19 protein-coding genes are annotated in these 21,532 nt (G+C 58.8%); 11 read left to right on the top strand and 8 right to left on the bottom strand.

The window, feature by feature from the left end:
* Nucleotides 1-267: 267 nt before the first annotated feature.
* Nucleotides 268-531: a hypothetical protein gene (locus ACFRFQ_RS01275; protein ID WP_378652126.1), complete on the bottom strand. Its 264-nt coding sequence runs from the start codon at nt 529-531 to the stop codon at nt 268-270.
* Nucleotides 532-1,064: 533 nt separating this feature from the next.
* Nucleotides 1,065-1,259, bottom strand: a complete 195-nt coding sequence (locus ACFRFQ_RS01270) for a CsbD family protein (RefSeq protein WP_378652123.1) — start codon at nt 1,257-1,259, stop codon at nt 1,065-1,067.
* A 972-nt stretch (nt 1,260-2,231) separates the two neighbouring features.
* On the opposite strand from ACFRFQ_RS01270, the gene ACFRFQ_RS01265 reads away from it, so the two are divergent.
* The 3 genes from ACFRFQ_RS01265 to ACFRFQ_RS01255 all read left to right on the top strand — a co-directional run bounded on the left by ACFRFQ_RS01265 (nt 2,232) and on the right by ACFRFQ_RS01255 (nt 3,904).
* Complete coding sequence (locus tag ACFRFQ_RS01265; RefSeq protein WP_378652120.1) at nt 2,232-2,747, top strand: hypothetical protein; 516 nt, start codon at nt 2,232-2,234, stop codon at nt 2,745-2,747.
* 527 nt (nt 2,748-3,274) lie between these two features.
* The gene (locus ACFRFQ_RS01260; protein WP_378652118.1) at nt 3,275-3,544 is read left to right on the top strand and encodes a Rho termination factor; all 270 of its coding nucleotides are present in this window, start codon (nt 3,275-3,277) and stop codon (nt 3,542-3,544) included.
* Nucleotides 3,545-3,601: 57 nt separating this feature from the next.
* Nucleotides 3,602-3,904: a hypothetical protein gene (locus ACFRFQ_RS01255; protein ID WP_378652115.1), complete on the top strand. Its 303-nt coding sequence runs from the start codon at nt 3,602-3,604 to the stop codon at nt 3,902-3,904.
* Nucleotides 3,905-4,048: 144 nt separating this feature from the next.
* On the opposite strand, the gene ACFRFQ_RS01250 is transcribed toward ACFRFQ_RS01255, so the two are convergent.
* Together ACFRFQ_RS01250 and ACFRFQ_RS01245 are read right to left on the bottom strand one after the other, a co-directional pair.
* On the bottom strand, nt 4,049-4,861 hold the full coding sequence (locus tag ACFRFQ_RS01250) for an enoyl-CoA hydratase/isomerase family protein (RefSeq protein ID WP_378652112.1): 813 nt from the start codon (nt 4,859-4,861) through the stop codon (nt 4,049-4,051).
* Nucleotides 4,858-5,874, bottom strand: coding sequence for a TIGR03617 family F420-dependent LLM class oxidoreductase (locus ACFRFQ_RS01245; RefSeq protein ID WP_378652109.1), 1,017 nt, complete (start codon nt 5,872-5,874; stop codon nt 4,858-4,860). Before ACFRFQ_RS01245 ends, ACFRFQ_RS01250 begins: the two co-directional genes overlap by 4 nt.
* A 766-nt stretch (nt 5,875-6,640) precedes the next feature.
* Here ACFRFQ_RS01245 and ACFRFQ_RS01240 point away from each other — a divergent pair.
* The 4 genes from ACFRFQ_RS01240 to ACFRFQ_RS01225 all read left to right on the top strand — a co-directional run bounded on the left by ACFRFQ_RS01240 (nt 6,641) and on the right by ACFRFQ_RS01225 (nt 11,651).
* Nucleotides 6,641-8,113 (top strand): MFS transporter, encoded by a 1,473-nt coding sequence (locus ACFRFQ_RS01240; protein ID WP_378652106.1) that lies wholly within the window; start codon nt 6,641-6,643, stop codon nt 8,111-8,113.
* Between the two features lie 615 nt (nt 8,114-8,728).
* Nucleotides 8,729-10,201 (top strand): MFS transporter, encoded by a 1,473-nt coding sequence (locus ACFRFQ_RS01235; protein ID WP_378652104.1) that lies wholly within the window; start codon nt 8,729-8,731, stop codon nt 10,199-10,201.
* Between the two features lie 104 nt (nt 10,202-10,305).
* Nucleotides 10,306-10,938 (top strand): TetR/AcrR family transcriptional regulator, encoded by a 633-nt coding sequence (locus ACFRFQ_RS01230; RefSeq protein WP_378652101.1) that lies wholly within the window; start codon nt 10,306-10,308, stop codon nt 10,936-10,938.
* A 248-nt stretch (nt 10,939-11,186) separates the two neighbouring features.
* Nucleotides 11,187-11,651, top strand: coding sequence for an HtaA domain-containing protein (locus ACFRFQ_RS01225; protein WP_378652098.1), 465 nt, complete (start codon nt 11,187-11,189; stop codon nt 11,649-11,651).
* A 46-nt stretch (nt 11,652-11,697) separates the two neighbouring features.
* Here the strand turns inward: ACFRFQ_RS01225 and ACFRFQ_RS01220 are convergent, their stop codons facing one another.
* On the bottom strand, nt 11,698-12,354 hold the full coding sequence (locus ACFRFQ_RS01220) for a TetR family transcriptional regulator (RefSeq protein WP_378652095.1): 657 nt from the start codon (nt 12,352-12,354) through the stop codon (nt 11,698-11,700).
* Between the two features lie 711 nt (nt 12,355-13,065).
* Between ACFRFQ_RS01220 and ACFRFQ_RS01215 the strand changes: the two genes are divergently transcribed.
* From ACFRFQ_RS01215 to ACFRFQ_RS01205, 3 genes are all read left to right on the top strand, one after another.
* Nucleotides 13,066-13,905, top strand: a complete 840-nt coding sequence (locus tag ACFRFQ_RS01215) for a MaoC/PaaZ C-terminal domain-containing protein (RefSeq protein WP_378652092.1) — start codon at nt 13,066-13,068, stop codon at nt 13,903-13,905.
* 48 nt (nt 13,906-13,953) lie between these two features.
* The gene (locus ACFRFQ_RS01210; RefSeq protein ID WP_378652089.1) at nt 13,954-14,868 is read left to right on the top strand and encodes an SDR family NAD(P)-dependent oxidoreductase; all 915 of its coding nucleotides are present in this window, start codon (nt 13,954-13,956) and stop codon (nt 14,866-14,868) included.
* A gap of 259 nt (nt 14,869-15,127) precedes the next feature.
* Nucleotides 15,128-16,426: an MFS transporter gene (locus tag ACFRFQ_RS01205; RefSeq protein ID WP_378652086.1), complete on the top strand. Its 1,299-nt coding sequence runs from the start codon at nt 15,128-15,130 to the stop codon at nt 16,424-16,426.
* A 177-nt stretch (nt 16,427-16,603) separates the two neighbouring features.
* Here ACFRFQ_RS01205 and ACFRFQ_RS01200 read toward each other — a convergent pair whose 3' ends face one another.
* The 3 genes from ACFRFQ_RS01200 to ACFRFQ_RS01190 form a co-directional block, all read right to left on the bottom strand.
* The gene (locus ACFRFQ_RS01200; RefSeq protein WP_378652083.1) at nt 16,604-18,235 is read right to left on the bottom strand and encodes an MFS transporter; all 1,632 of its coding nucleotides are present in this window, start codon (nt 18,233-18,235) and stop codon (nt 16,604-16,606) included.
* Between the two features lie 102 nt (nt 18,236-18,337).
* A complete protein-coding gene (locus ACFRFQ_RS01195) occupies nt 18,338-19,327 on the bottom strand; it encodes a linear amide C-N hydrolase (protein WP_378652080.1) in 990 nt (329 codons plus the stop codon).
* Nucleotides 19,328-19,398: 71 nt separating this feature from the next.
* Nucleotides 19,399-19,635 (bottom strand): DUF1049 domain-containing protein, encoded by a 237-nt coding sequence (locus ACFRFQ_RS01190; RefSeq protein WP_378652077.1) that lies wholly within the window; start codon nt 19,633-19,635, stop codon nt 19,399-19,401.
* An 812-nt stretch (nt 19,636-20,447) separates the two neighbouring features.
* Here ACFRFQ_RS01190 and ACFRFQ_RS01185 point away from each other — a divergent pair.
* Nucleotides 20,448-21,437: a linear amide C-N hydrolase gene (locus tag ACFRFQ_RS01185; RefSeq protein ID WP_378652074.1), complete on the top strand. Its 990-nt coding sequence runs from the start codon at nt 20,448-20,450 to the stop codon at nt 21,435-21,437.
* Nucleotides 21,438-21,532: the final 95 nt, after the last annotated feature.

The raw sequence follows: 21,532 nt of genomic DNA, 5'->3' as shown, positions 1-21,532 counted from the left end.
TCGAACCCCTTCGCCGAGTAGTCATAGCGCACCTCTTGCCAAACGTCGGCAATGTGTCGCAGGACGGTCCTCGGAGCTGGGCCGCACAACCGTGTGCGGTAAGGGTGCGCATTTCGACTACCCCGCCCGCGGCGGGCTCAATCATCAGCCGAACAGCTGATTCGGCCCCTGGCTACTTCTCGTTTTCTTCCTGAGATTCGATCGTGGTCGAAGATGCCGGGGATCACCTGAAATAATTGTTGCTCAACAGCTTTCGCAGAACCAAGGTTATTTCGCTGCGGCCCGCACCGCTGCAACCACCCCCGCACCAATGAGGGCCAGCACGAGGACAACCAGCAGCACCGGCCCGAGCAGGAGTGCGAGGACAAGAAGGAGAATGAGCGTGACTTTCGTTTTTCCGCTCATCCCCGACACCAGACCTTTGACCGCGGGCCAGGCGGGATTCTTACCCGTCAGAACTGCCCGAGCGCCCGCGAGTCCCGCCGTCACACCCGGCCCGTGCGGTGTGGCGTCCTCGACAAGTGTCTTCATCCTCTCCTGAAATTTGCTTTTCACGGCTCCAATGCGATCCCGCACCGAGTCCGCAAGGTGATTGTGGGCTTTCAACCACTCGACAGCGGCTTCGACCGATCGCCACACCGGACCGCCGGCGGTACCGGTCGAGGCGCCTTCGGGCGCAACCGTGGCACTATTTTGCTTTTGCTCTGATTGCTTTTGCTGTGATTGCCTTTGCTGTGATTGCCGAGGCTTTGATCGTCGTGTCGGCTCCCCGCGCCGCGGTAACCCGCGACGAGATGCGGCAGTGGTCGACTCCGCAGTTGCCAGCCGCGCCGCCAGAGCTTGCGCGGATCCCCACCCCAACCTTGTTGAAGCCTTCGACGTCCGCGCCGAACGCGACGTGGCGGACGCACCACGTCTGGCACTGCCACCGACTCTACTGTTGTGTGCCGTGCCTGTACGTCGAGTCGCGGCGGGGGCGGCCCGGCCGCTCGTATTCTGTTGTGCACTCATATTTCTCGCCTACTCTCGCGTGCACAGGCATCTCGCAGCGGTGCGGGACGAAGTCAGTGTTTGAATACGTGCTTGACCTTCTGCCCCGTCTCCTTGAGCTTGTCGCCGGCTTGTTTGGCCTGACCCTTGGCCTGGTCTGCGCTTCCCTCGGCTTCCATCCTTTCGTTTCCCAAGCCCTTGCCGGCAGTCTTCTTTGCAGCGCCCCCGGCAGTTTCGGCCTTGTGTCGGATCTTCTTCATGATGCTCATGGCGTTTCTTTCTCTACGGTGATCGGCGGCCGAACGGTCTTGCCCAGTCGCCTTCCCCTGGATCGTCCCTGGCCATCGACGTCGAACCGCAGACTCCGAAGTTGCCGGCTATCGGATATGCATGACTGCAGTTGCTCAACGGGCGCGCGACTGCAGTCGTCGCCGCGCAAACAAGGACGACCAGTCCGAAGACGATGAGCATGACGGCCTCCCGGCCATGGCGTAATGCCTAGTCAACGCTGCATTCTGCTGCGCGTCAACACCGTAGGACTTGCTGATTACCCAGCAGTGAACCGCTCTGGGCCCTCGGTCACTCAATTATGTTGATCAGCAGTGAGATTACCTGGACCCTTCATGCGAACTGCTCGCTGTTTGCCAGGCGTGAAATTCGTTCGACACATAACGCTGCTCGGCCTGACTGGTCGCGCAGTAGGCGGACGTTATGTTCAATATCGACCCACCTCGCAAACCGACCCAGTGCGGCATTTCCAGCCACCGGAGCGTATCACCGACACAGGGCGTATCACCGACACAGGGCGCGAAAGTTACTGCACTACAATATGATAGCGACATAGTCGCGAATCACTTGCGACGTTTCCGGAAAGTTCGAGCAAGCACCTCCGCATCGCTACAGGATCCTCACGATAATGTTGAAGACCCCCGCACCGGCGTGCCATCGGTCCGGACAGTGGCCGCGCTCACCGTACCTCCCGGCGACTTCGAAACGAGAGTCGTCCGACTGCTGCCGCGCCGAAGAACAGGACAAGCGCACGGAAGTCCATATCCTTGCTTCATACGGCTTGATCGAGAATGAATAATATGGGTAACCCACATCAGCCAATGCTGACGCGCACACCCGTCGGCGCCCGACAGATCAGGGCGACGTTGCCCTGCACGGAGAGTCGCAACGAAGGCGAACGAGCAGAAGAACGCCCATTTCAAAATCCATTGCGCCACGCTTGGGAGAGTGACATGATCGGCAACCGATCTCGATCGTCCGAGGAACACACCGCCACCGTGTACTTGGTTACACACCTCGGCGGCGCAATGCTCGGCCTGCAACTCGCCAGATCTCTCGCCGATTCCTACGGATCGTGGGCCGAGGGGCGCCTGGACTCCCTTCCGAGTGAGTTGGAATACGAAATCGGGCAGTTACTGCAACTAATCGAAGACACGCAGGAAATTTCGCTACCCCGCTATCCGCAGATCGATGCAGGGCTGAACCGACTGAGAAAACTCGTTCACATCGACGCGCTGTGGCAACGCCGTCTCGTGCGACTTGCCGCCCTCGAGGTCATGCGAACTGCCCTGTGCGGCAAAAGCGCCATGTGGGAAGTGCTCCGCGACATACCCGCGGGCGAGACCGAAGAACAACATCGCGAACTCAATGCCCTGGTTTCGAAGCAGATCGAGACAGTGACGGATCTACACCACCGTGCCGCTTCAGATGCCTTCAACCCGTCGGAGTCGCGCAACCCACAACAATGACGGTAGGTACACACTGCCGTAGGCCGAGACAGATTCTGAACGGACTCATGGAAACTCCGCCTGCGCCAGCGAGTATCCGCTCCCCTTTCACACCTGAAGTGCACGCGAAACGAACGATGCCAGCGCGCCCATGAGATCGGTTTTGCACCAAGCATTTCACCCATGCATGATATTATCTGTTTCCACGGATGCAGATTAGCTTTTGGTGCGACCCGAAAGTCACCCCTCGACCGAACCCGTCGAGACGACCCCAGGAGGCACGATGCACGACCAGCAAGCAGTTCCGCGTGGCGACTCGCCCGATGACGTCGAAACGGTGACACCCGATTCAGGCTCCGACAACGCGAATAGTGACGTGCAGTCCGACCCATCCGGCGACCAAACCTGGTCAGATGAGGGTGGCGCCACTGAACACGGCCCGGCAACCGATTCGCAGGACAGGTAGAGCTCACACTCAGCCTGCGTGCGAGTGTTCATTTTCTCCCTGCACCGGATCGTGGTACACAACCGCCAAGGAGTGATCCTTTATGCCACAGAAGAGTTCACAGCCCCAACTCCAAGACCAAGACCTCTACGAGAAACTACGGGAGAAGGGTGACTCCAAAGAGAAAGCTGCCCGCATTTCGAACGCTGCTGCGAATCGCGGACGTTCCAGCGTCGGAAAGTCGGGTGGCCAGTCACCGCCGTACGAGGACTGGACAGTCAAGGATCTGAAAAGTCGCGCGAAAGAACTTGACCTACATAACTATTCAAAGTTGACCAAGGACAAGTTGATTGATCTGTTGCGGAACCATTGACGCTTCAGGGTCATATTCGTAGGTCGCTCGACAACAGAGCAGAGAACGGAGAAGACGGTGACTGAGGCAAACGACAACTTAGACAACTTACCGGTCGACGACGCACACACCAATCGATCGCATGTGGGCGAAGGTATCGCTGACGAACGTAACTATCCCGGCTACATACTCATCGGTCTTGCACTCGCCACACTCGGATTAGCCTTGGTGGCTGCAGGTTACGGATTCAAGGGCTGGGCACTGATCGCCGGGATCATCTGCGCGGTGTCACTGGTATGCGGGGTATCTGCCGTGCTCCTCGAACGACGACGCGTCAAACGCCTCGAAGGTTTGAACCTCACAAACCAAGAAGGTCATTGACGGGCCCGCTACAGCCGACCCCACCAGCGACCCGAAAAGGTGAGATACGACTTCCCGGCGCCCCCGACTGCACACCGACTCTCGTCGGACTGGTGACAAGTTCGCCCACTGCATCGTCCGTGGTGATCTCGGCACCAAAACCACTCATTGCCAAGGCAAATTCTTCCAATCCGCGGTAACTCCGGCCACCCATTCAGGATCACGACGTTCGAGAAATGCGCGCACTCCTTCGCCCGCGTCTGCGGTGCCCATGACGCGGTGGTGCAGTTCGGTCTCGTATGCGGCAACCTGCTGCGGTGTAAATCCGTAGCGAGCCGTATCCCACAGCAGTCGCTTGCTCAGCGCCGCTGACATCGGTGCCACGTTGGTCGCAATGTCGCGAGCGATCTCCAACGCGGCAGGCAACACCTCCTCGGCTGGCAGGCATCGGCTCGCAAGACCTAATCGCACCGCTTCTCGTCCATCGAATGTTCGCCCGGTCAGAAGAATTTCGGCAGCCGTAGCCATGCCCGCCGCGTGCGGCACGGTCCAGTGGGACATCGCGTCCGGGACCACCCCGCGCCGTACCTGTGGGATCGCGTACTTGCCGTCGTCAGCGACAATGCGGATGTCGGCTTGCATCGCGATCGTGAGTCCAATTCCGATCGCGTGACCGTTCACTGCGGCGATCACCGGTTTTCGGAGATCGAAAGCGGGAGGCTCGACCGGGGACGCAGTGAAGTTGTCGTCGGTGGGCGAAGCGAACGTCTCCCTGCCCGCACTGAGGTCGGCGCCGGCACAGAAAGCCGGCGCAGTGCCGGTGAGCACGATAACTCGAACGCCGTCGTCCGCGTCGAACCTGCGGTAGCAGTCGCCCAACATCCGCCCCATCGCGCCCGAGAAGGCATTGCGCCGCTCCGGCCTATTGAGAGTCAAAAGGGCGACTCCATCGGAGATCTCGACTAGAACATCACTCACGGCGCCAGCACCTTCATCGCCGCGGCCAATTCCCCGATGTGCCGTCCGTGAACCTCGTAACCGGGAAAGTAGCAGCACACTCGATCGGCGTGATCGCCGAACCGCGCGACAATCTCGGCTGCGCACTCTTCGGGTGTCCCCCGCACTGCAAGAGTTGTGAGCATCTTGTCGTCGATCAGATCCGTCATCGCAGCGAATTCCCCTTGTTTGGACAATGCGTTGAGCTTCGGCTGAAGGTCCGACCATCCCTCCACCTCGAGGACCGGCCGGTATGCAGGGGTCGAACCATAGAAGGCGAGAAGACCGCGCACACCGCGCGCTGCTGCCTCGAGCTCCTTCGGGGTGCGGCCGACCCCCACGATCACCTGCGGGTAGATCGCGAGATCCCCAGCGGTGCGTCCGCTGCGTTCCAGCCCCTCCTCCACTGCCGGTACCGTCCGTTCCCGGAAGTGCCGAACGCTGTTGAACGGCATCACCAGCAGACCGTCTGCCACCTCGGCCGCCGTGCGGGTCATAATGGGCCCGAGTGCACCTAGGCAGATAGGAGGTGGTCCAAAGGGATGAGGCCCCGGATCGAACGTCGGAGGCATCAGCGTGTGCGAGGTGAACTCTCCCTCGAACCGTAGGCGTGAATTACCTTCCCATGCATCGAAAATCGCCCTGATCGCCAGCACCGTCTCACGCATGCGGGCCGCCGGGCGCGACCACTCCGCCCCGTACCGCTTCTCGATATGCGGACGGATCTGCGAGCCCAGGCCCAAACGGAACCGACCCCGACTGAGGGCCTGCAGATCATAGGCTGCATGGGCGAGATGTAATGGGCTGCGGGGCAACGCGATAGCGACATTCGTCATCAGGTCGACCTCAACTCTGGCCGCTGCCGCGACCAACGGCACGAATACATCATGTGCGCCTTCGAAAGTGAACAGGCCGTCCACTCCGAGTTCCACGAGTTCGTGTGCGCGCCGCGCCGCGTCCTCTGGCCGACCGTCGAGTTGGACGTCAATCTTCACAGGTACTTCTCCCTTGCTCGACGCGTCCAGGTGACGAGATGAATGCACAAGTCATTTGCCGGTTCAGGAGGTTGCGATCGCCCTATTCGCACGACTGCACCCACCTCCCATTACGTTACATAATAACACGTTATATTAGCGGAACTGCGACGAAGAATTCACCGATTGACACTGTGGACCGAACGACCGACATCAGATCAGGAATCCGTCGACGGTAATGGCACGCAATCGATTCCGACATAGTCGGTGCTGTAGCCAAAGCTTTGACGTGGCGGCCTTGCCAGGCGAGCCTTCACATGCCAGCCGTAGACGGGCAGCCGCTGACGACGCAGACCAATCAGTGCAGATCCTATTCGCAGTAACCACCGACAGGTCAGACTATCCAATCAGTCTGCAGGACAGTATGAATTACCAACGCCGGACACTCGCCTAATACCATCGCCAGTTTCCGCAACAATGCGAGGCCCGAGGATAGATCGCGCCCTAACCGCCGCCGGACTCCACATCTGCGCGCACGACCAAAGCGCCAACCTGTCGCGGTCCACAAGGTTGCCCACGCCGCCTGCCATTAAGGGGTCCGACCAGCTGTGATGGCTATCTCTCGGCAATAAATTTGTGAGTCTTGACACACATAAAATCACTCAATACTGTTCAGCGGACGATAGTCGTCTCTTATTCGAACGGCTCCGAAACCCCTAATGAGAAGGACCCGAGAACCGATGCCTGACAACCCAATCCGCGATCGATACACCACCAAGGGGTTCCAGTGACCGAACCGAACGTTCAGTCGAGTCTTGCGGTATCCCCGCACCAGGTCGGAGGATTCGCAGCCGTAGGATTCCTCGCCTTTTCCGAAGTCACCAGTGGAATGCTGCAGTCGTGGTACATACCTCTCATCCCGCAAATCGGACAGAGACTCGCCGTCAACCCAGCACAACTCAACTGGGTATTGGCTTCATACCTACTCTCGACCGTAATCTGCGTACCCGTACTGGCCAAACTCGGCGACAAATACGGCCACCGGCGCATGGTTCTGTTTGTGCTCGGCACCGTGACCGTCGGAACGATTATTACGGCAGCAGCACCATCATTCGGAATCTTCCTGTTGGGCAGAGTCATCCAAGGAACGCTCGGGGCGCTGCTTCCGCTCGAGTTCGCAATTCTCCGAGAACGAGCGGGCGCAAGTTCAGGTCGCGCAATCGGAATACTTGTCGGATGCCTGGGCGGCGGAGGAGCCGCAGGAACTCTACTGGTCGGAATCCTCGGGACTCATGCCAACGTGTCTATTGCACTCTACTTGCCTGCCGCACTGACACTGGCAAGCCTTGCTACCATCGCAATGTTCGTACCCGAAACCACCACTCGTACAACAGGGTCCATCGACTGGACAGGCGCTGCCCTACTGGGCACCGGCCTCGCGGCCTTCCTCGTCGGCATCAGCAACGGAAGCAAGCTGGGGTGGACCTCTACGACGACCATGGCTGCAATTGGCGGCGGTTTGGCATTACTTGCCGCCTTTGTCGTGGCGGAGAAGAAAATCAGCAGCCCCCTGGTCGACTTGACCTTGTTGACAAAGGGAGGCGTCGGATTCCTTTTAGGATTGACAGCATTGTTCGGATTGCAGTTTTACGGAGCGGCTACCGTTGCTACACTGTACTTTGCATCCAAGCCCGAGATCGTCGGGTACGGATTTGGGCTCGATTCAATGGGCATTGGACTCGCGATAACCCCGGTACCCTTCGCCCTCATGATTTCGTCGTCGCTCGCCGACAGCCTCGCACAACGAATCGGGACTCGAGCGGTACTGCAGCTTTCTGCCGTCCTGATTTCCATTTGGTTTGGTGGGTTGATCGTATTTCGACACAATCTGTTCGGCTTCATTTCGATGGGCTTGATCGGCGGCACCGGAATCGGACTATTCATCGCACTCCTTCCTGCACTTGTGATTTCACGCGCACGTCCGGAAGACTCCGGGATCGCGGGCGCTCTGTACAACACCTCTCGAACGGTGGCCGGGGCAACTGCTGGAGCGGTGTTCACTGCGATCATGTCCGGCATGGTGATCAGTGGATCGAAAATTCCCAGTGAGACAGCATTCCTAACGGTCTGGTCCGTCTGCATCGGAGTGGGCTTTTTCATCTTTGTGCTGGCCCCATTTCTCAACAAGCTGGGAGGAAAGGCCTACCAACCCGATCTGACGGAGCAATTGATCGATCTTCCAGTCCGAGAATCATCATAATACTGTCCACGAGATCCTTTGCTGCAGTATAGAATTGCCGCCTTCTCTAGTAGAATCCCACTGCGGTGCTCGGCCGGCTGTCGACAGCAAGGAGTCTTCGAGGTGCCGGCGTGGGCCGCGGGACTCACTGCGCGACGGCCTTGCAGCAGGCATTGAGAAGTAATGGCGTGCAGCCGATTCCGACACGGACGATGCAGTAGCCGGACAACTGGGACGTGGCAGCTCTGCTGGATGGACCTCCCCGCCAGTAGCCGTACGCGTACGGCTACTGGCGCCGATGGATAGATCTCCCAGACGGCGGCGACCAAAGATTTCGCCAGGACAACCAAGGGCTTAACCGGCCGCTGGGCTCCGCATCCGGCCGTGCGACCAAACGCCAACCTGTCGCAGCCCATGAGGCCGCCTATCCCACCGACCGCCAGAGATCGACGGGCTGTGACGGCCACCTCTCGGTAATAAGTTTGTGAGCCTTGACACACGTATGACTCTCTCAATACTCTTCAGCGGACGATAGTCGTCTCTTATTCGAACGGCTCCGAACACCCTGATGAGAAGGATCCGAGAACCGATGCCTGACAACCCAACCCGCAATGAACACACCACCAAGGGGTGCCAGTGACCGAACCGAACGTTCAGTCGAATCTTGCCGTGTCCCCGCGCCAAGTCGGAGGATTCGCCGCCGTTGGATTCCTCGCATTTTCCGAAGTCACCAGCGGTATGCTGCAGTCGTGGTACATACCTCTCATCCCACAAATCGGGCAGAGACTCACGGTCAACCCAGCACAGCTCAACTGGGTACTGGCTGCCTACCTACTCTCGACCGTGATCTGCGTACCTGTGCTGGCCAAACTGGGTGACAAATATGGCCACCGGCGTATGGTTCTGTTTGTACTCGGCACAGTGACAATCGGAACGATCCTGACAGCCGTGGCACCTTCCTTCGGAATCTTCTTGCTGGGCAGAATCATCCAAGGAACGCTCGGGGCGCTGCTTCCGCTCGAGTTCGCAATTCTCCGAGAACGAGCGGGCGCCAGCTCAGGACGCGCAATCGGAATACTCGTAGGGTGTCTGGGCGCCGGAGGCGCCGCAGGAACCCTACTGGTCGGGATCCTCGGAACTCATGCCAACTTGACTGTTACCCTCCTTGTGCCGGCCGCACTCACACTGGCAAGCCTTGCTACCATTGCAATGTTCGTGCCCGAAACCTCTACCCGTGCAACAGGGTCCATCGACTGGACAGGTGCTGCAGTGCTGGGTACCGGTCTCGCGGCTTTCCTCGTCGGGATCAGCAACGGAAGCAAGCTGGGGTGGACCTCTACGACGACCATTGCGGCAATTGGCGGCGGCTTGGCATTGCTTGTCGTCTTTGTCGTGATGGAGAAGAAAATCAGTAGCCCCCTGGTCGACTTGAACTTGTTGACGAAGGGAGGAGTCGGATTCCTTTTAGGATTGACGGGATTATTCGGACTGCAGTTTTACGGAGCAGCCACTGTTTCAACACTGTACTTTGCATCCAAACCCGAGACCGTCGGATACGGATTTGGGCTCGATTCGATGGGCATCGCGCTGGCGATAACCCCGGTACCTCTTGCCCTCATGATTTCGTCGTCGCTCGCCGACAGCCTCGCGCAACGATTTGGGATTCGAACGGTACTGCAGGCGTCTGCCCTTCTGATTTCCATGTGGTTTGGCGGGTTGATCGTATTTCGACACAGCCTATCCGGCTTCATTTCGATGGGTCTGATCGGCGGCGCCGGAACCGGACTATTCGTTGCACTCCTTCCAGCGCTCGTGATTTCTCGCGCGCGTCCGGAAGACTCCGGGATCGCGGGCGCTCTGTACAACACCTCTCGAACGGTGGCCGGAGCAGCCGCTGGGGCGGTGTGCGCTGCGATCATGTCGGGAATGGTGATGAGTGGCTCGAAAATACCCAGCGAGACTGCGTTCCTAACGATCTGGTCCGCCTGCATCGGCGTGGGAGTACTGATTTTTGTGCTCGTCCCATTTCTCAACAAACTGGGTGGAAGGGCCTACCAACCCGAGCAGCCGGAGCAATTGATCGACCTTCCGGTCCGAGAATCGCTCTAATTCGAGCTAGGGAGCCGGCTACACATCACTGCCGCATCGAGCTTGGCCAAAACCAACTTTGATGCCCTAAAGAGGCCTGGGATGGCGCGTGGCATGATGGGTTCATGTCACGCGCCGTCCCGCAACCGTCTGGCCGTGGGCGCCCTAGCGATCCGAACATAGAAGCACGTATTCTGTCCGCGACGCTGGAATTGTACGGAGATCTTGGGTGGGCAAGATTGAATCTCGACATAATTGCGCGACACGCCAAGGTTGGAAAAGCAGCCCTGTACCGACGATGGCAAACAAAAGAACAGATAATGACGGCTGCGTTGCGATCCACCAAAATGACCGTTACTGACTTCGACACCGGAACGCTTCGCGGAGACCTGGTGGCTATTGGCCAAGTAACGGTAGAGCGGTTGCTTGGTGAATACGGTTCAGCACGCATGCGAGCCATGATCGATGCAAAAATATTCCCAGAACTATTCGAGGGCGACATTGCTGAATTTCGCAATGAAAGTATCATTGGCGGTCGTGAAACTATCTTTCGCGCAATCGAACGCGGAGAGATCGCGAAGGGTACGTCGCCAGCCCTGATACTCGATGCCGTGGCAGGAACAATCGAGCACCATTTTTTGATGACTCCGATGTCGAAACTCAAAGAGTTCGAGTTTGGCGCTGATGAATATGTCGAATCGGTCGTCGACCTCGTTCTCGGAGGCATCAAGTTTCGCAACAGTTCCACTGACAAATAATCACAAGCATTACATGTCGACACCACACCAGGAATCACGCAGCAGTCGGTTTATGCCCTGACGGTTCGCAGGGTCGCACACTGGATGAACGAACGGTCTGTTTGCCGGAAGTTGTTGACGTGACTAGGCATTGAGCGCACATAATGGATGGGACCGGCGGGCAAGTTCAGTGCCGCTTGGTTCCTCTTGGTTGCGGTCGTGTCGGATCGCGACCGCTTCATACGCCTGCGCAACGAAACGAGACCACTATGGGAACAGCAGAGAACAGCAACGTCACGCCACTGAAATGGTCAGTGAAAGAGTCATTGCTGCAATATGTTCGAGCACTTGGCGAGATTTCATACGTCTCCGCCGTAGTCGAACAGGACGACGAACTGGTCTGGCCACTCGTCGCCGATCGTCATGAACCCGACGGGACTCGAATTGCCCAGTACCGCGGTGAGATTCATCTCCGGGCGCACGAAGGACTACTGGATATCGTCATCGCCGATCCTGAGGTTCGCTTGACCGAGGCGCAGGGGCAACTGAGCGTGAGGACCACCCTTGACGGGTCGGATCGCATCGTGATTGCACACCTGGATGTCGTAGAGAGTTCAGCATCAACCGTGCGCGCCGACGTACTGGTGACTGCCTCCGGGTCAATGGTATTCGGCGCCAATTATCCCTCAGGCACGAAGCTTTCGCCATTGACAATCGGAGGCATCCCACAGTGACCGAAGGCAGATGACCTTCAGGCAGGCTGCTCGCAACCGCCCGGAATCAAGGTGACACCGGGCGGTCTCCTTTGTCCGCGTTCCTTATTGGTAGTGAATGACTTACCGGCTCGATGAGCCGCCGGGCAGCTACGCGCAACCGGTCCTCGACATCGGCAATGCTGAGCCCTCCATCGAGCCACGCCACCACATTGCTACTCCAAAGCGCCTGCAGCATGTCCAACGCCTGGTACTGCGACGTGGAAATGCGATGTTCTTCACCCCAAGCCGCCAGTTTGACGATGTCCAGGAGATCGATTCCTAGTTGTCGAGTGCGTGGTGCGTCCAACGGCAACGGCAGTCGATCGACCGACATCGCGGCATGCGCGAAACCTCGATCACCGCCACGCCGCACCCCACGGAATGCGCGAAGAAGCGCATCCGCAGCCCTCTCGTGTGGTGAATGCGGTGTTGGAGATCGGCTGACGATATCGCTGCGCAACTGCACCAACTCGTGGCGCACCACATCTCGTATCAGATAGTCCTTGGATGGGTAATACCGATACAGCGTCGACAGCGAGATCTCGGCAAGCTTCGCCACCTCACGCATGTGAACCGCCTCGTAGCCGCCGGCGGACGCGAGTTCCCCAGCCACGACCAGGACACGTTCGAGCCTTACCGCTTGTGCTTCGGGGGTTCGCCCGTTCTTCAAGGGATCAACCATAACCTCACCCGTCGCACTGTTCTCGGAACAGAAGTTGCCCGCAGGACATTCTGGAATTGGTGAACATCAGGCCACCTCTCTTGGTGCTCACAGGAAGCGGGGCACCGTCACGGTGCTCTCGACAAGGTAGCCAGACGCACATCTGCCACGAAGCTCAGATACTTGCACAGTCATGAGCATGCGCACAACGCCGTCGCCCACGACATCAACTCCCGAAATGATCCGGGCCCCTGCACCATTGCCACCATTCTCGTCTCGACCAGACTTGCGGGAGCCGTGAAGTCAGACCGAACGGTCCGCGTTCCTGGCACGGAACCAAACCGGCGTGGCCCCCGAAAGACTCACGATCAGGGCCGCGCATCGGGCGAACCCCTTCCGCTCGACTTTGGATCACTTGAACATTAATCGGAACGTGTTACGCTTAGCTAGCATGGGGTCCAACTCCACGCATTGTCAAGTGCCCCTCGATACTTGGCAGAACTTTGACTCTTCAATCGAACCGCGATCCATCGAGCAGGAGACGAGTGAAGCTCATATTGTAAATTTCTACTCGATATGCTCAGGTAGAAAGAGAACACGATCCGATTAGGCGAACGAGTTTCCCCTAACCTGCGGAGAGCTGCGCCCAACTGTTGGCGGCATACAGCACCAAGGCAGCACGCTAGGTCGCGGACAGATACCGCTGACCTCTCGAGACAAACGAGGTACCAGATGTTCGACGAGTCATGGGTAGGTCGGCGAAGTGAGACGATCACACGCAGTTGGTCGTCCAAAGACGCACTGCTATATGCACTTGCAGTGGGCTCCGGGCAGGACCACCCCTTGGAGGAACTCGAGTTCACCACCGAAAACTCCAAGGCACAGCCGCAAAAGGTATTGCCGACGTTTGCGAATGTCGCACTCGTCGGTGGCCGCGTTCCATTGCCAGACGGCGTGGACTTTTCGAAAGTGCTCCACGCCGAGCAAGGATTCGTCATCGATGACGCGCTCCCCGTCGAGGGCGAGGTCGCAACGTCCAGTGCCATCACCGCCGTCTACGACAAGGGCTCCGGAGCGCTCGTGGAAGTCGAATCCGAAGCTCGCGACGATACGGGCCGTCTACTGAGCATCATTCAAACCTCGATGTTCGTCCGGGGATCCGGGGGATGGGGTGGAAGCCGCGGACCAGCGTCAGCATGGGAGAAACCCACTGGTAAACCTGACTACCAGGTCACCTACCGTACTCGCGCGGACCAGGCACTACTGTATCGGCTGACTGGTGACCGAAATCCCTTGCACACCGATCCTTCCTTCGCATCCCGAGGTGGATTTTCACGACCGATCCTGCACGGCATGTGCACATACGGGTTCACCGGTCGTGCGCTCTTGCATGCTGCTGCCAACTCCGAGCCGACGCGTTTCCGAGCAATGCGGGGTCGTTTCACCAAACCCATTCTCCCCGGTGCAACACTCACTGTATCGATGTGGATCGACGGCACGGTCGTGCGATTCCAGACCACGGATGAAACGGGTACACCCGTCATCGACCAGGGCACCGCCACCGTCGTGTGATCGACAGCTTGACAATAATTACGAAACAATCAGGCGGACAACAACATCATGGGATCTCTCGACGGCAGAGTCGCGATCGTCACGGGAGCCGCTAGAGGCATCGGAGCATCTGTCAGCCGCATGTTCGCGGCTGAAGGTGCCAAACTCGTGCTCAATGACCTCGGATCGAGCGAAGACGGTACGGGAAGCAGCATCGGTCCGGTAACCGAAATCGCTAAGGACATCAACGAATCGGGCGGCACCGCCGTCGTGGACGGCGGGGACATCGCTGATACCGAGACGGGCAGACACCTGGTGTCGACGGCGTTGGACGGATACGGCAAGCTCGACATCGTAGTCAACGTCGCCGGCATCGTGCGCGACCGAATGATCTTCAACCTCGAGGAAGAAGATTGGGACGCGGTGATACGCGTACATCTTCGAGGTCATTTCAGCACGATCCGACCGGCAACCGAGTACTGGCGCGGACAGCGCAACCCGGACGGCCATTACCGGATCATCAACTTCACGTCGCAATCGGCTCTGCAGGGCTCTCCTGGGCAGCCTAACCACGCAGCCGCTCGAGTCGGCATCGTCGGCTTGACCTACTCGCTCGCGCACGCCATGTCCCGCTACGGCGTTACCGCCAATGCCATTTCACCGGGCGCACTCACACCGTTGGTCGCTACGATTCCCGACGACAAGCTGACCAGAAGTCCATCCGCACTCGAGGAAATGTCGCCGGACAACATCGCACCGATTGTCACCTATCTCGCTGGGACCGAATCCGATTGGATCTCTGGTCGTACGCTCGGCGCAGCTGGCTACGAAGTGATGTTGTGGAACAACCCTGATGTCATCGAGACAGTCAGCAGCGAAGGCCCCTGGAACTCGAAGGATCTCGCCGACAAGATAGAGACGGCATTCGGGCCGAAGACTCACCGATTGCATCCGTCGAAATTCAGTGCGCTGGAGCCAGGGTGACGAATGTCGTTCAGGTCTTAGCTTCCCGAGCCCAAAGACTCACTGAAGATGACTCCGGATTCACAGGTAACGCCGTACCGAAAGTGATTGGCGGACAGCACCTTGAACCAATTTGAGCAAGCTTGGCGTCAGCTGTTGCTGCGCTCACTACGGTTTACCACGCTCGTGTCGGCCTTCATCTGTTCCGCCCGTCACCATCCCCGTTTCCAGGAGTACCAATGAAGAATTTTCTACGTTCGCATCGAAAGGCGCTCCGCCGATGACGCGCACTGTCAGTGATCCCCCAGCAGAAGCCGTGAAAAGCACACGAGTGCCGTCAACCGTGTGGATCCTCTCGGCCATCGCTTCCGCGTCCGGTCTCGGCTACGGAATGTTGGGTCCGTCGTTGCCGGCGCTGGCAGACCTTTACTCTGTCGGAGCAGCGAGCGTCAGCCTCGCTGTCAGTGGATTCGCGGCGGGCCGCCTGATCACGAACATCTCCCTGACGGGCTTGTTGAAGAAATTCCGTCTGCGGAGTGTCCTCGTAGTCGGACTCGTGGTCCAATCTCTATGCAGCGTGGCCGCCGGCCTGTCACCTAATTTTGAACTCTTTGTAGCGTTTCGATCGATAAGTGGTCTGGGCAATGCCGCGTTCACCGTCGCAGGCACCGGTTTGATGCTCGTCCTCACAACCTCCGCGCAACGCGCACGTGCGATGAGCATTTACTTCACAGCCATATCATTGGGGATGATCGCAGGACCTGCGATTGGCGGGTTGGTAGCAGCGATCGACCCGCGTCTGCCCCTTATCGTCTACGGTGTGCTTCTCGGCGTGGGGTCGGTAGTCGCCTTTGTCGCTCTGCGTGGCGTGCGACAGGTCCGCACGAATGACAGCATTGGTTCCGAAGATGTTGTGCCCGTCTCGACTTGGAGCCTCATCCGGAAACTATTCCGCAGCCGCACGTTCGTGGCAGTAATGCTGGTTCAGCTCGGAACCGGATGGGTGTTGTACGGCGCGCGCACGGTGGTTATGCCGGCCCGTCTTCACGACATCGGGTTTGGCGTCGGTGTTATCGGCCTGATGTTGACAGTCGCGGCGGTGGCCCAGGTTGTCGCAACCAGCTTCGGGGCAGTAGCCGGACGGCTGAGTTTTCGAACGGTTACCGTCGCTGCTCTCGTCGTGGCATTGGGAGTGAACGCTCTGTTTGGTGAGCTCGAGGCACTACCCCTGATCGTTGCTGCGTTCATCGGACTCGGACTGGCTCACGGACTGATTTCCACCACGGCACCGTCACTCCTCGGAGAGGTGCCTCGGGGAGACAGCGGTCTGGCGGTGTCCACATTTTGGATCGCGTTCGATGTCGGGGCGATTGTGGGTCCCTACGCGACAGGTGCCCTCCTGGATGGTGCCGGTGCCCCCGCAGCGTTCCTGTCATGCGCCGGCGTCCTGGCAGCTGCACTTATTGCATGCCTTCTCATACCCCGAAAAGTGGGAACAGCCTCCCCAAGTGAGCCGTCGCCTCAGATCAAGACCCAAGATCCGCAGTCCCAGGCAGTCCGCAGCAGCAATGACGACTGACATCAGACCCGACCAACGAGCAAGGTCACGCCACTGATGCACGCTCCGAGCTGTGGCCAGAGGAAGACAAGAGCTCATGGGATATTCGCAAGAACCTTCTACCGCGTACGCGGTATCGGGATCCCGCATCGACAAACATGCACCCGCTTCGAGTCCTACATCGAGTACGCGAACAAATCATTCCATTTCCCGCCTGGATGGCAGATGTCGGAAGGTCACGATCGGCAGTAGCACCGCCAACCCGAGCACACAGAGGCTCGCGCGCAGAGCAACCAACCTGGATTCGACGTTGATTTCCACCGCCCGGTCGAGTTGCGCCGATGTCAACTCCATTCCGGCAAGGCGGTTGCGGAGCTCGTCGTTTTCGACGAAGCTCACCGAACTCGTTGTCACTTCAATTCTGCTGTCGGACATAAGATCCAAGTCATCGGCGACACGGGTCGAAGCGGACTGCGCAAGCACCGACATCAACACCGCCCCGGCGACAGCGGTACCGGTGCACAGCCCGAGAAAGTTCGCCATGCCCCGAGCGCTGCCGATCTCTCCGGAGAGAGACTGGGGGCTCGTCTCCATGAGCAGTGCACTGCCCGCACTCAGCCCCACTCCGATACCGAGGCCCAAGCAGATCTCACTGATCAACGTCCACGCTCCTGACCATTGGTTGGAGATGGTCAGTGCCAGCAGTATCACCGACGCGGCAGCCAACACGTGGGCTGCTGTCAACAACCAACGGCACGCTGACAGTCGCATCAGAACTGGTGTGGCAGCCGCGGAGACGAGGGCGGCTAGGGAGATCGGGATCAGCATCAGCGCCGTCCCCACCGGGCTCTTGCCCAGCACCATCTGCGTATAGAGCGGAAGAAGATAGCTCACGCCGGCCATCAACAGGTTCACCGCGACCAAGCCACTCAAACAAGCGCGGTTGAGCCCCGACCCGAATACCTGGGGGTCGAGCAGCGGAGTCCTGTTCGTATCGAACAACGCGTGTTGTCGCGCAACGAACGTGTGCAGCACCAGGCCGCCGATCAATAACAACACGAGCACTGGCGAGAGGCCGAGCACACTCAAGGGGGCGCCTTCGGCAGCGAGGAGAAGCCCCCACGATCCGATCTGGTTGATGGCGGCGACCAACAGCAACACGCCCACGGCCGAAAGAGCGATGCTTACCTTGTCAACGGCCCCTCGGAACGTGGTCCTGGGAAGCCGTAGCCGATACGCGATAACGCTCGTTCCTGCGATTACCGCAAGCAGCAGCACGAAGGGCGCTCTCCAACCCCAGGCCTGCACAAGAAATCCACCGACCAGCAAAGCCAGCGCGGCACCGATTCCGGTCGTACCCGCCAGGACCGACACCGCAACGGTGCGCTGTGTACCGGAATACGTCTGACCGAGAATCGCCAGCGCGTTGGGCACAAGCAGAGCACCACCGAGTCCAGCGATTGCCTCACCGGCAATCAGAACTGAGACATTCTGTGCCAGAACGCAAGACAGCATGCCAACCGCGTAGATTCCCAAGCCAAGCAGCTGAGTGTTTCGAGCACCCAGCACCCCACTGATCTTGCCGCCTGTGATCGTGAACGCAGCGACGAACACGCCGTACGCGACGATCGCCAACTGCACGTTCGAGATCGTGGTGTCGAGACCCTCGACGATCCCGCTGATCGCCATCGGCAACACCGTGGCGTTGAACACCGAGACCAAACCTGTGAAGCACACGAGCACGAGCGGCAACCAACTCGCCCTGAGTTGAGCGTCGACCGCACTCTCGGTTGTCACGGGAACGGAAGGCAACTGATCCGCAGTGTCCATATGTACGCCCCTCGGGGATCGGTGATGTCCGGCGGCGGCGTAGCGGCGGCGAGAGTCACCACCCGCGCTAGTCCACCCTCGCCGTGAGTCTGCTGCCGTCGATCAGGACGGCAGCGTCAGGAATTGCATTGGCGGCGTTTCCTCGAATCTGCGCGAGACGTTACCGGCGAGTCCGCCTTCGAGGGACGTGTCGCTCATCAGATCGAGCTTGCCTGCCGGCGCGCCCTCGCTGAAGTCCAGCTTGTCGAAATCCACCCACACGACATTGGGTCTCGTAGTCGAGTCGAAGACGTATCGCTTGTTGGTCAGATCGGACACGGTCTGCCAAATCGTCTGCGAAGCATAAGGTTTGTCCGGATCAGGGATACGGAAAGGTTGCGCAGCATTGCGTATGACGCTGAACATTCCCGCGACCGCCTCGACCTCGCTGTTCGGCTTAGGCAGCCGGCTCACGTAATAGGCTGCGCGGGCGAACCTGTCGGCTGCCAGAGTGGTCCCCGGAAGGGGTTTGGTGCCACCGAACCCGTCGATCTCCTCGAGCAGTTCGATCTGCTTGTCGAACGACGGAGAATTGGTCATCACAAGGTATTTACGGTCGTGCCATACGGTCGCCTTGCCGTCGAGGTACTCGATGATTGCAGAATCTCCTGTCGCGTCGTCCAACGCGAGGTGAACGGCCGGCACTTCTCCGGTCGCCGGATCACCCAGTGGCACAACCTGGATTTCGGACTCGACGATCCAGGCAGCGGCTTCAGCGACGGTTGCGAAGTTGTCCAGAAAGTACTGCAGCCAGATCGCCATGCTCAGACTTGGTTTCGAAGTGTCGTGAGTGCCGTAATCCGATTCGGCGAGCCACAAGATATGGCCCGCCAGTCCCGCTTCGTTCATACCGTCCACCGACATCATGTCGAATGCGCCTGCCACAACGCTGCCGTATTCGGCTGTCCAACTGAGGGAACCGCCGACGCCGTCGCTGCGTTCAATCCCCCGGGGAAGCAACCACAGATTCGTCCCGGTGTCGCGGTGATAATCCATGTTGCGGCCGACGAGAACAGCCCCTGCGGCATCAGGCCAAATTACTCTGGTACACATCGTTTCACCTTCTGTATTTCGAGAGAGCCGTTGTTGTTCGACAAACGGATGAACCCATTGCAACTGTCGGTTCAGCTAGCAGGTTTTTTGCGGCGGGTGGTGAGTAGGCCGGCGATCCAACCGAGTAGGAGAATCACGGCGAGGGTCAACCAGAGTGGTGACTGCACGGATACCCAGAACAGTTGGATCGTCGTCGCGCTCCGGTTCTGGAATATGAAGATCACCACCAGCACCACCAACACCGCGGCGAGAATATTCCGAGGAGTGAGTAATGATGTGGCGGAGCCAATCTGGGCATCCGAGTTCATGGGAGGTCCCTTTCGTCGCCACAGTCGGCGAATGGTCAGCCTGCGAGGATACGTACGTGACGGGCGGGGAACTCCACGTAGGTGAGAACGCTCGCGGTTAAGGTTCGCCGACCGTAGAGGAATTGATCCAGACGTCCGTGTCTACGAGGAACGGTTGGTCGGCACGGTCACAGGAACTTGCCCAAAAAATCCGAGCCGGACTCAGCGGGCGCAGGACAAAGATTGGAACAATCGAAATCTAACACGCGGGGCGCTCTGCGATGGTCGATTAGGGCGATTCCTTAGACTTTGCCAACCAACTCGTCACTAACTTCGGGTTGCCGGCCGATCACCTACTTACTACACGCGGCAGGTGTCTGTTCACCAGACACATCGCGCATGACGTCATGCGCGAAATCGCAAAATTCACCCCCGATTTCACCCCTGGCTCTCGAGCCGAATGCCCATGCGAACACGAGGCCCGTGATACAAACAAAGAGGAGCTGCCCACACGCACTTCTTTCACACGCTTTGTCGGACTCGGCGATTCTTGGAACGCGTCGATCCGCGACATACGTCGAAAACGACAGCGAGGCTCCTGTACACGGAGGTGAAAAGCAGATTGCACGTGAAGGCCGGCAATGTAATTCCCGCTGCTTGTCATCGGTCTCGACTGTTCACAACGACTACGGACTACCCACCGATATCGCAGATAAATCGTACGCTCCTCCTGCCGGGCGATGGACTTCGTGCTCCTTATTCAGGGGACAATTCCAATACCCATTGCCTGAGAGGTTGATTCGTCCCACATCTGATCCAGGAAAGGTGAAAGTATGTGTACTCGCGTCATATGGAATGAACCCGGCGGGGCGGTCCTGGTCGGCCGAAACATGGACTACCACCGAGATACCGGAACAAATCTGTGGTTGCTTCCTCGGGGAATCGAACGAGATGACGGCGTCGGCGGGCAACTGTCCTGGACGGCCCGGTACGGCAGCGTCGTGGCAGGCGCGTACGACATGATGACTGTCGACGGGATGAACGAGGTTGGCCTTGCCGGGCATATTCTCTGGCTCTCCGAATCAACGTACGGCGAGCACGACAGGAGCAAACCCGCCTTGAGTATGGCGGTCTGGATGCAGTACTTTCTCGACAACTTCGCCTCCGTCGACGACGCGGTGGCCTGGATCGAGGAAACCAGTGTCCAGGTCGTCCCGCTGGGAGATCCGAGCACCGGCGAAGTACCCGCAGTGCACCTCGCGTTGGACGATGCGAACGGCGACTCCGTCGTCATCGAATACATCGACGGAAAGCCCAACGTATGGCACAGCCGCGACTACCGTGTGATGACCAACTCCCCCACCTACGACAAGCAGATCGAACTATTGAAGCTGGTCCAGGGGTTCGGTGGCGACAAGCCACTTCCCGGCACCACCGTGGCCTCCGACAGGTTCGCGCGCGCGGCGTATTACGTCGGGCGTCTTCCCTCGCCCAAGAGCCAACTCGAAGCAATAGCCGGCATGTTCAGCGTCATACGCAACACCGCACAACCGTTCCGCATCCCTGATCCAGACAAACCAAACGCATCCCAGACGATTTGGCAGACCGTCTCCGATCTGACCAACAAGCGATACGTCTTCGAGTCGACAACTCGACCCAATGTCGTCTGGGTCGAGTTGAGTGAATTGAACTTCGAGGAAGGCGCTCCTGCCGGCAAACTCGACCTGATCGGCGACACCGCGCTAGAGGGTGGACTCGCCGGAAATGTCACCGGTCGCTTCGACCAGAGCGACCCTTTGAAGTTCCTGGCCTTACCGTCCTGATCGGAGCCGAAACATCGGCGGTTATATGCGCTTGCAAGATATGTCAGCGCATGTAACCGCCGCAATTGTGCGTTCATATTGCGCGATAAACTCTG

Origin of the sequence: Rhodococcus sp. NPDC056743 (genome assembly GCF_042790355.1) — a bacterium.
Lineage (GTDB): Bacteria > Actinomycetota > Actinomycetes > Mycobacteriales > Mycobacteriaceae > Rhodococcus_F.
Note: the sequence above shows the minus strand (reverse complement) of the source record. Positions and strands in the feature narration are given on the sequence as shown.

Excerpts from the sequence above, each read along its gene's own strand:
- ACFRFQ_RS01275 (WP_378652126.1), bottom strand. The coding sequence starts at position 531 with ATGAAGACACTTGTCGAGGACGCCACACCGCACGGGCCGGGTGTGACG.
- ACFRFQ_RS01270 (WP_378652123.1), bottom strand. The coding sequence starts at position 1,259 with ATGAGCATCATGAAGAAGATCCGACACAAGGCCGAAACTGCCGGGGGC.
- ACFRFQ_RS01265 (WP_378652120.1), top strand. The coding sequence starts at position 2,232 with ATGATCGGCAACCGATCTCGATCGTCCGAGGAACACACCGCCACCGTG.
- ACFRFQ_RS01260 (WP_378652118.1), top strand. The coding sequence starts at position 3,275 with ATGCCACAGAAGAGTTCACAGCCCCAACTCCAAGACCAAGACCTCTAC.
- ACFRFQ_RS01230 (WP_378652101.1), top strand. The coding sequence starts at position 10,306 with ATGTCACGCGCCGTCCCGCAACCGTCTGGCCGTGGGCGCCCTAGCGAT.
- ACFRFQ_RS01225 (WP_378652098.1), top strand. The coding sequence starts at position 11,187 with ATGGGAACAGCAGAGAACAGCAACGTCACGCCACTGAAATGGTCAGTG.
- ACFRFQ_RS01220 (WP_378652095.1), bottom strand. The coding sequence starts at position 12,354 with ATGGTTGATCCCTTGAAGAACGGGCGAACCCCCGAAGCACAAGCGGTA.
- ACFRFQ_RS01215 (WP_378652092.1), top strand. The coding sequence starts at position 13,066 with ATGTTCGACGAGTCATGGGTAGGTCGGCGAAGTGAGACGATCACACGC.
- ACFRFQ_RS01210 (WP_378652089.1), top strand. The coding sequence starts at position 13,954 with ATGGGATCTCTCGACGGCAGAGTCGCGATCGTCACGGGAGCCGCTAGA.
- ACFRFQ_RS01205 (WP_378652086.1), top strand. The coding sequence starts at position 15,128 with ATGACGCGCACTGTCAGTGATCCCCCAGCAGAAGCCGTGAAAAGCACA.
- ACFRFQ_RS01200 (WP_378652083.1), bottom strand. The coding sequence starts at position 18,235 with ATGGACACTGCGGATCAGTTGCCTTCCGTTCCCGTGACAACCGAGAGT.
- ACFRFQ_RS01195 (WP_378652080.1), bottom strand. The coding sequence starts at position 19,327 with ATGTGTACCAGAGTAATTTGGCCTGATGCCGCAGGGGCTGTTCTCGTC.
- ACFRFQ_RS01190 (WP_378652077.1), bottom strand. The coding sequence starts at position 19,635 with ATGAACTCGGATGCCCAGATTGGCTCCGCCACATCATTACTCACTCCT.
- ACFRFQ_RS01185 (WP_378652074.1), top strand. The coding sequence starts at position 20,448 with ATGTGTACTCGCGTCATATGGAATGAACCCGGCGGGGCGGTCCTGGTC.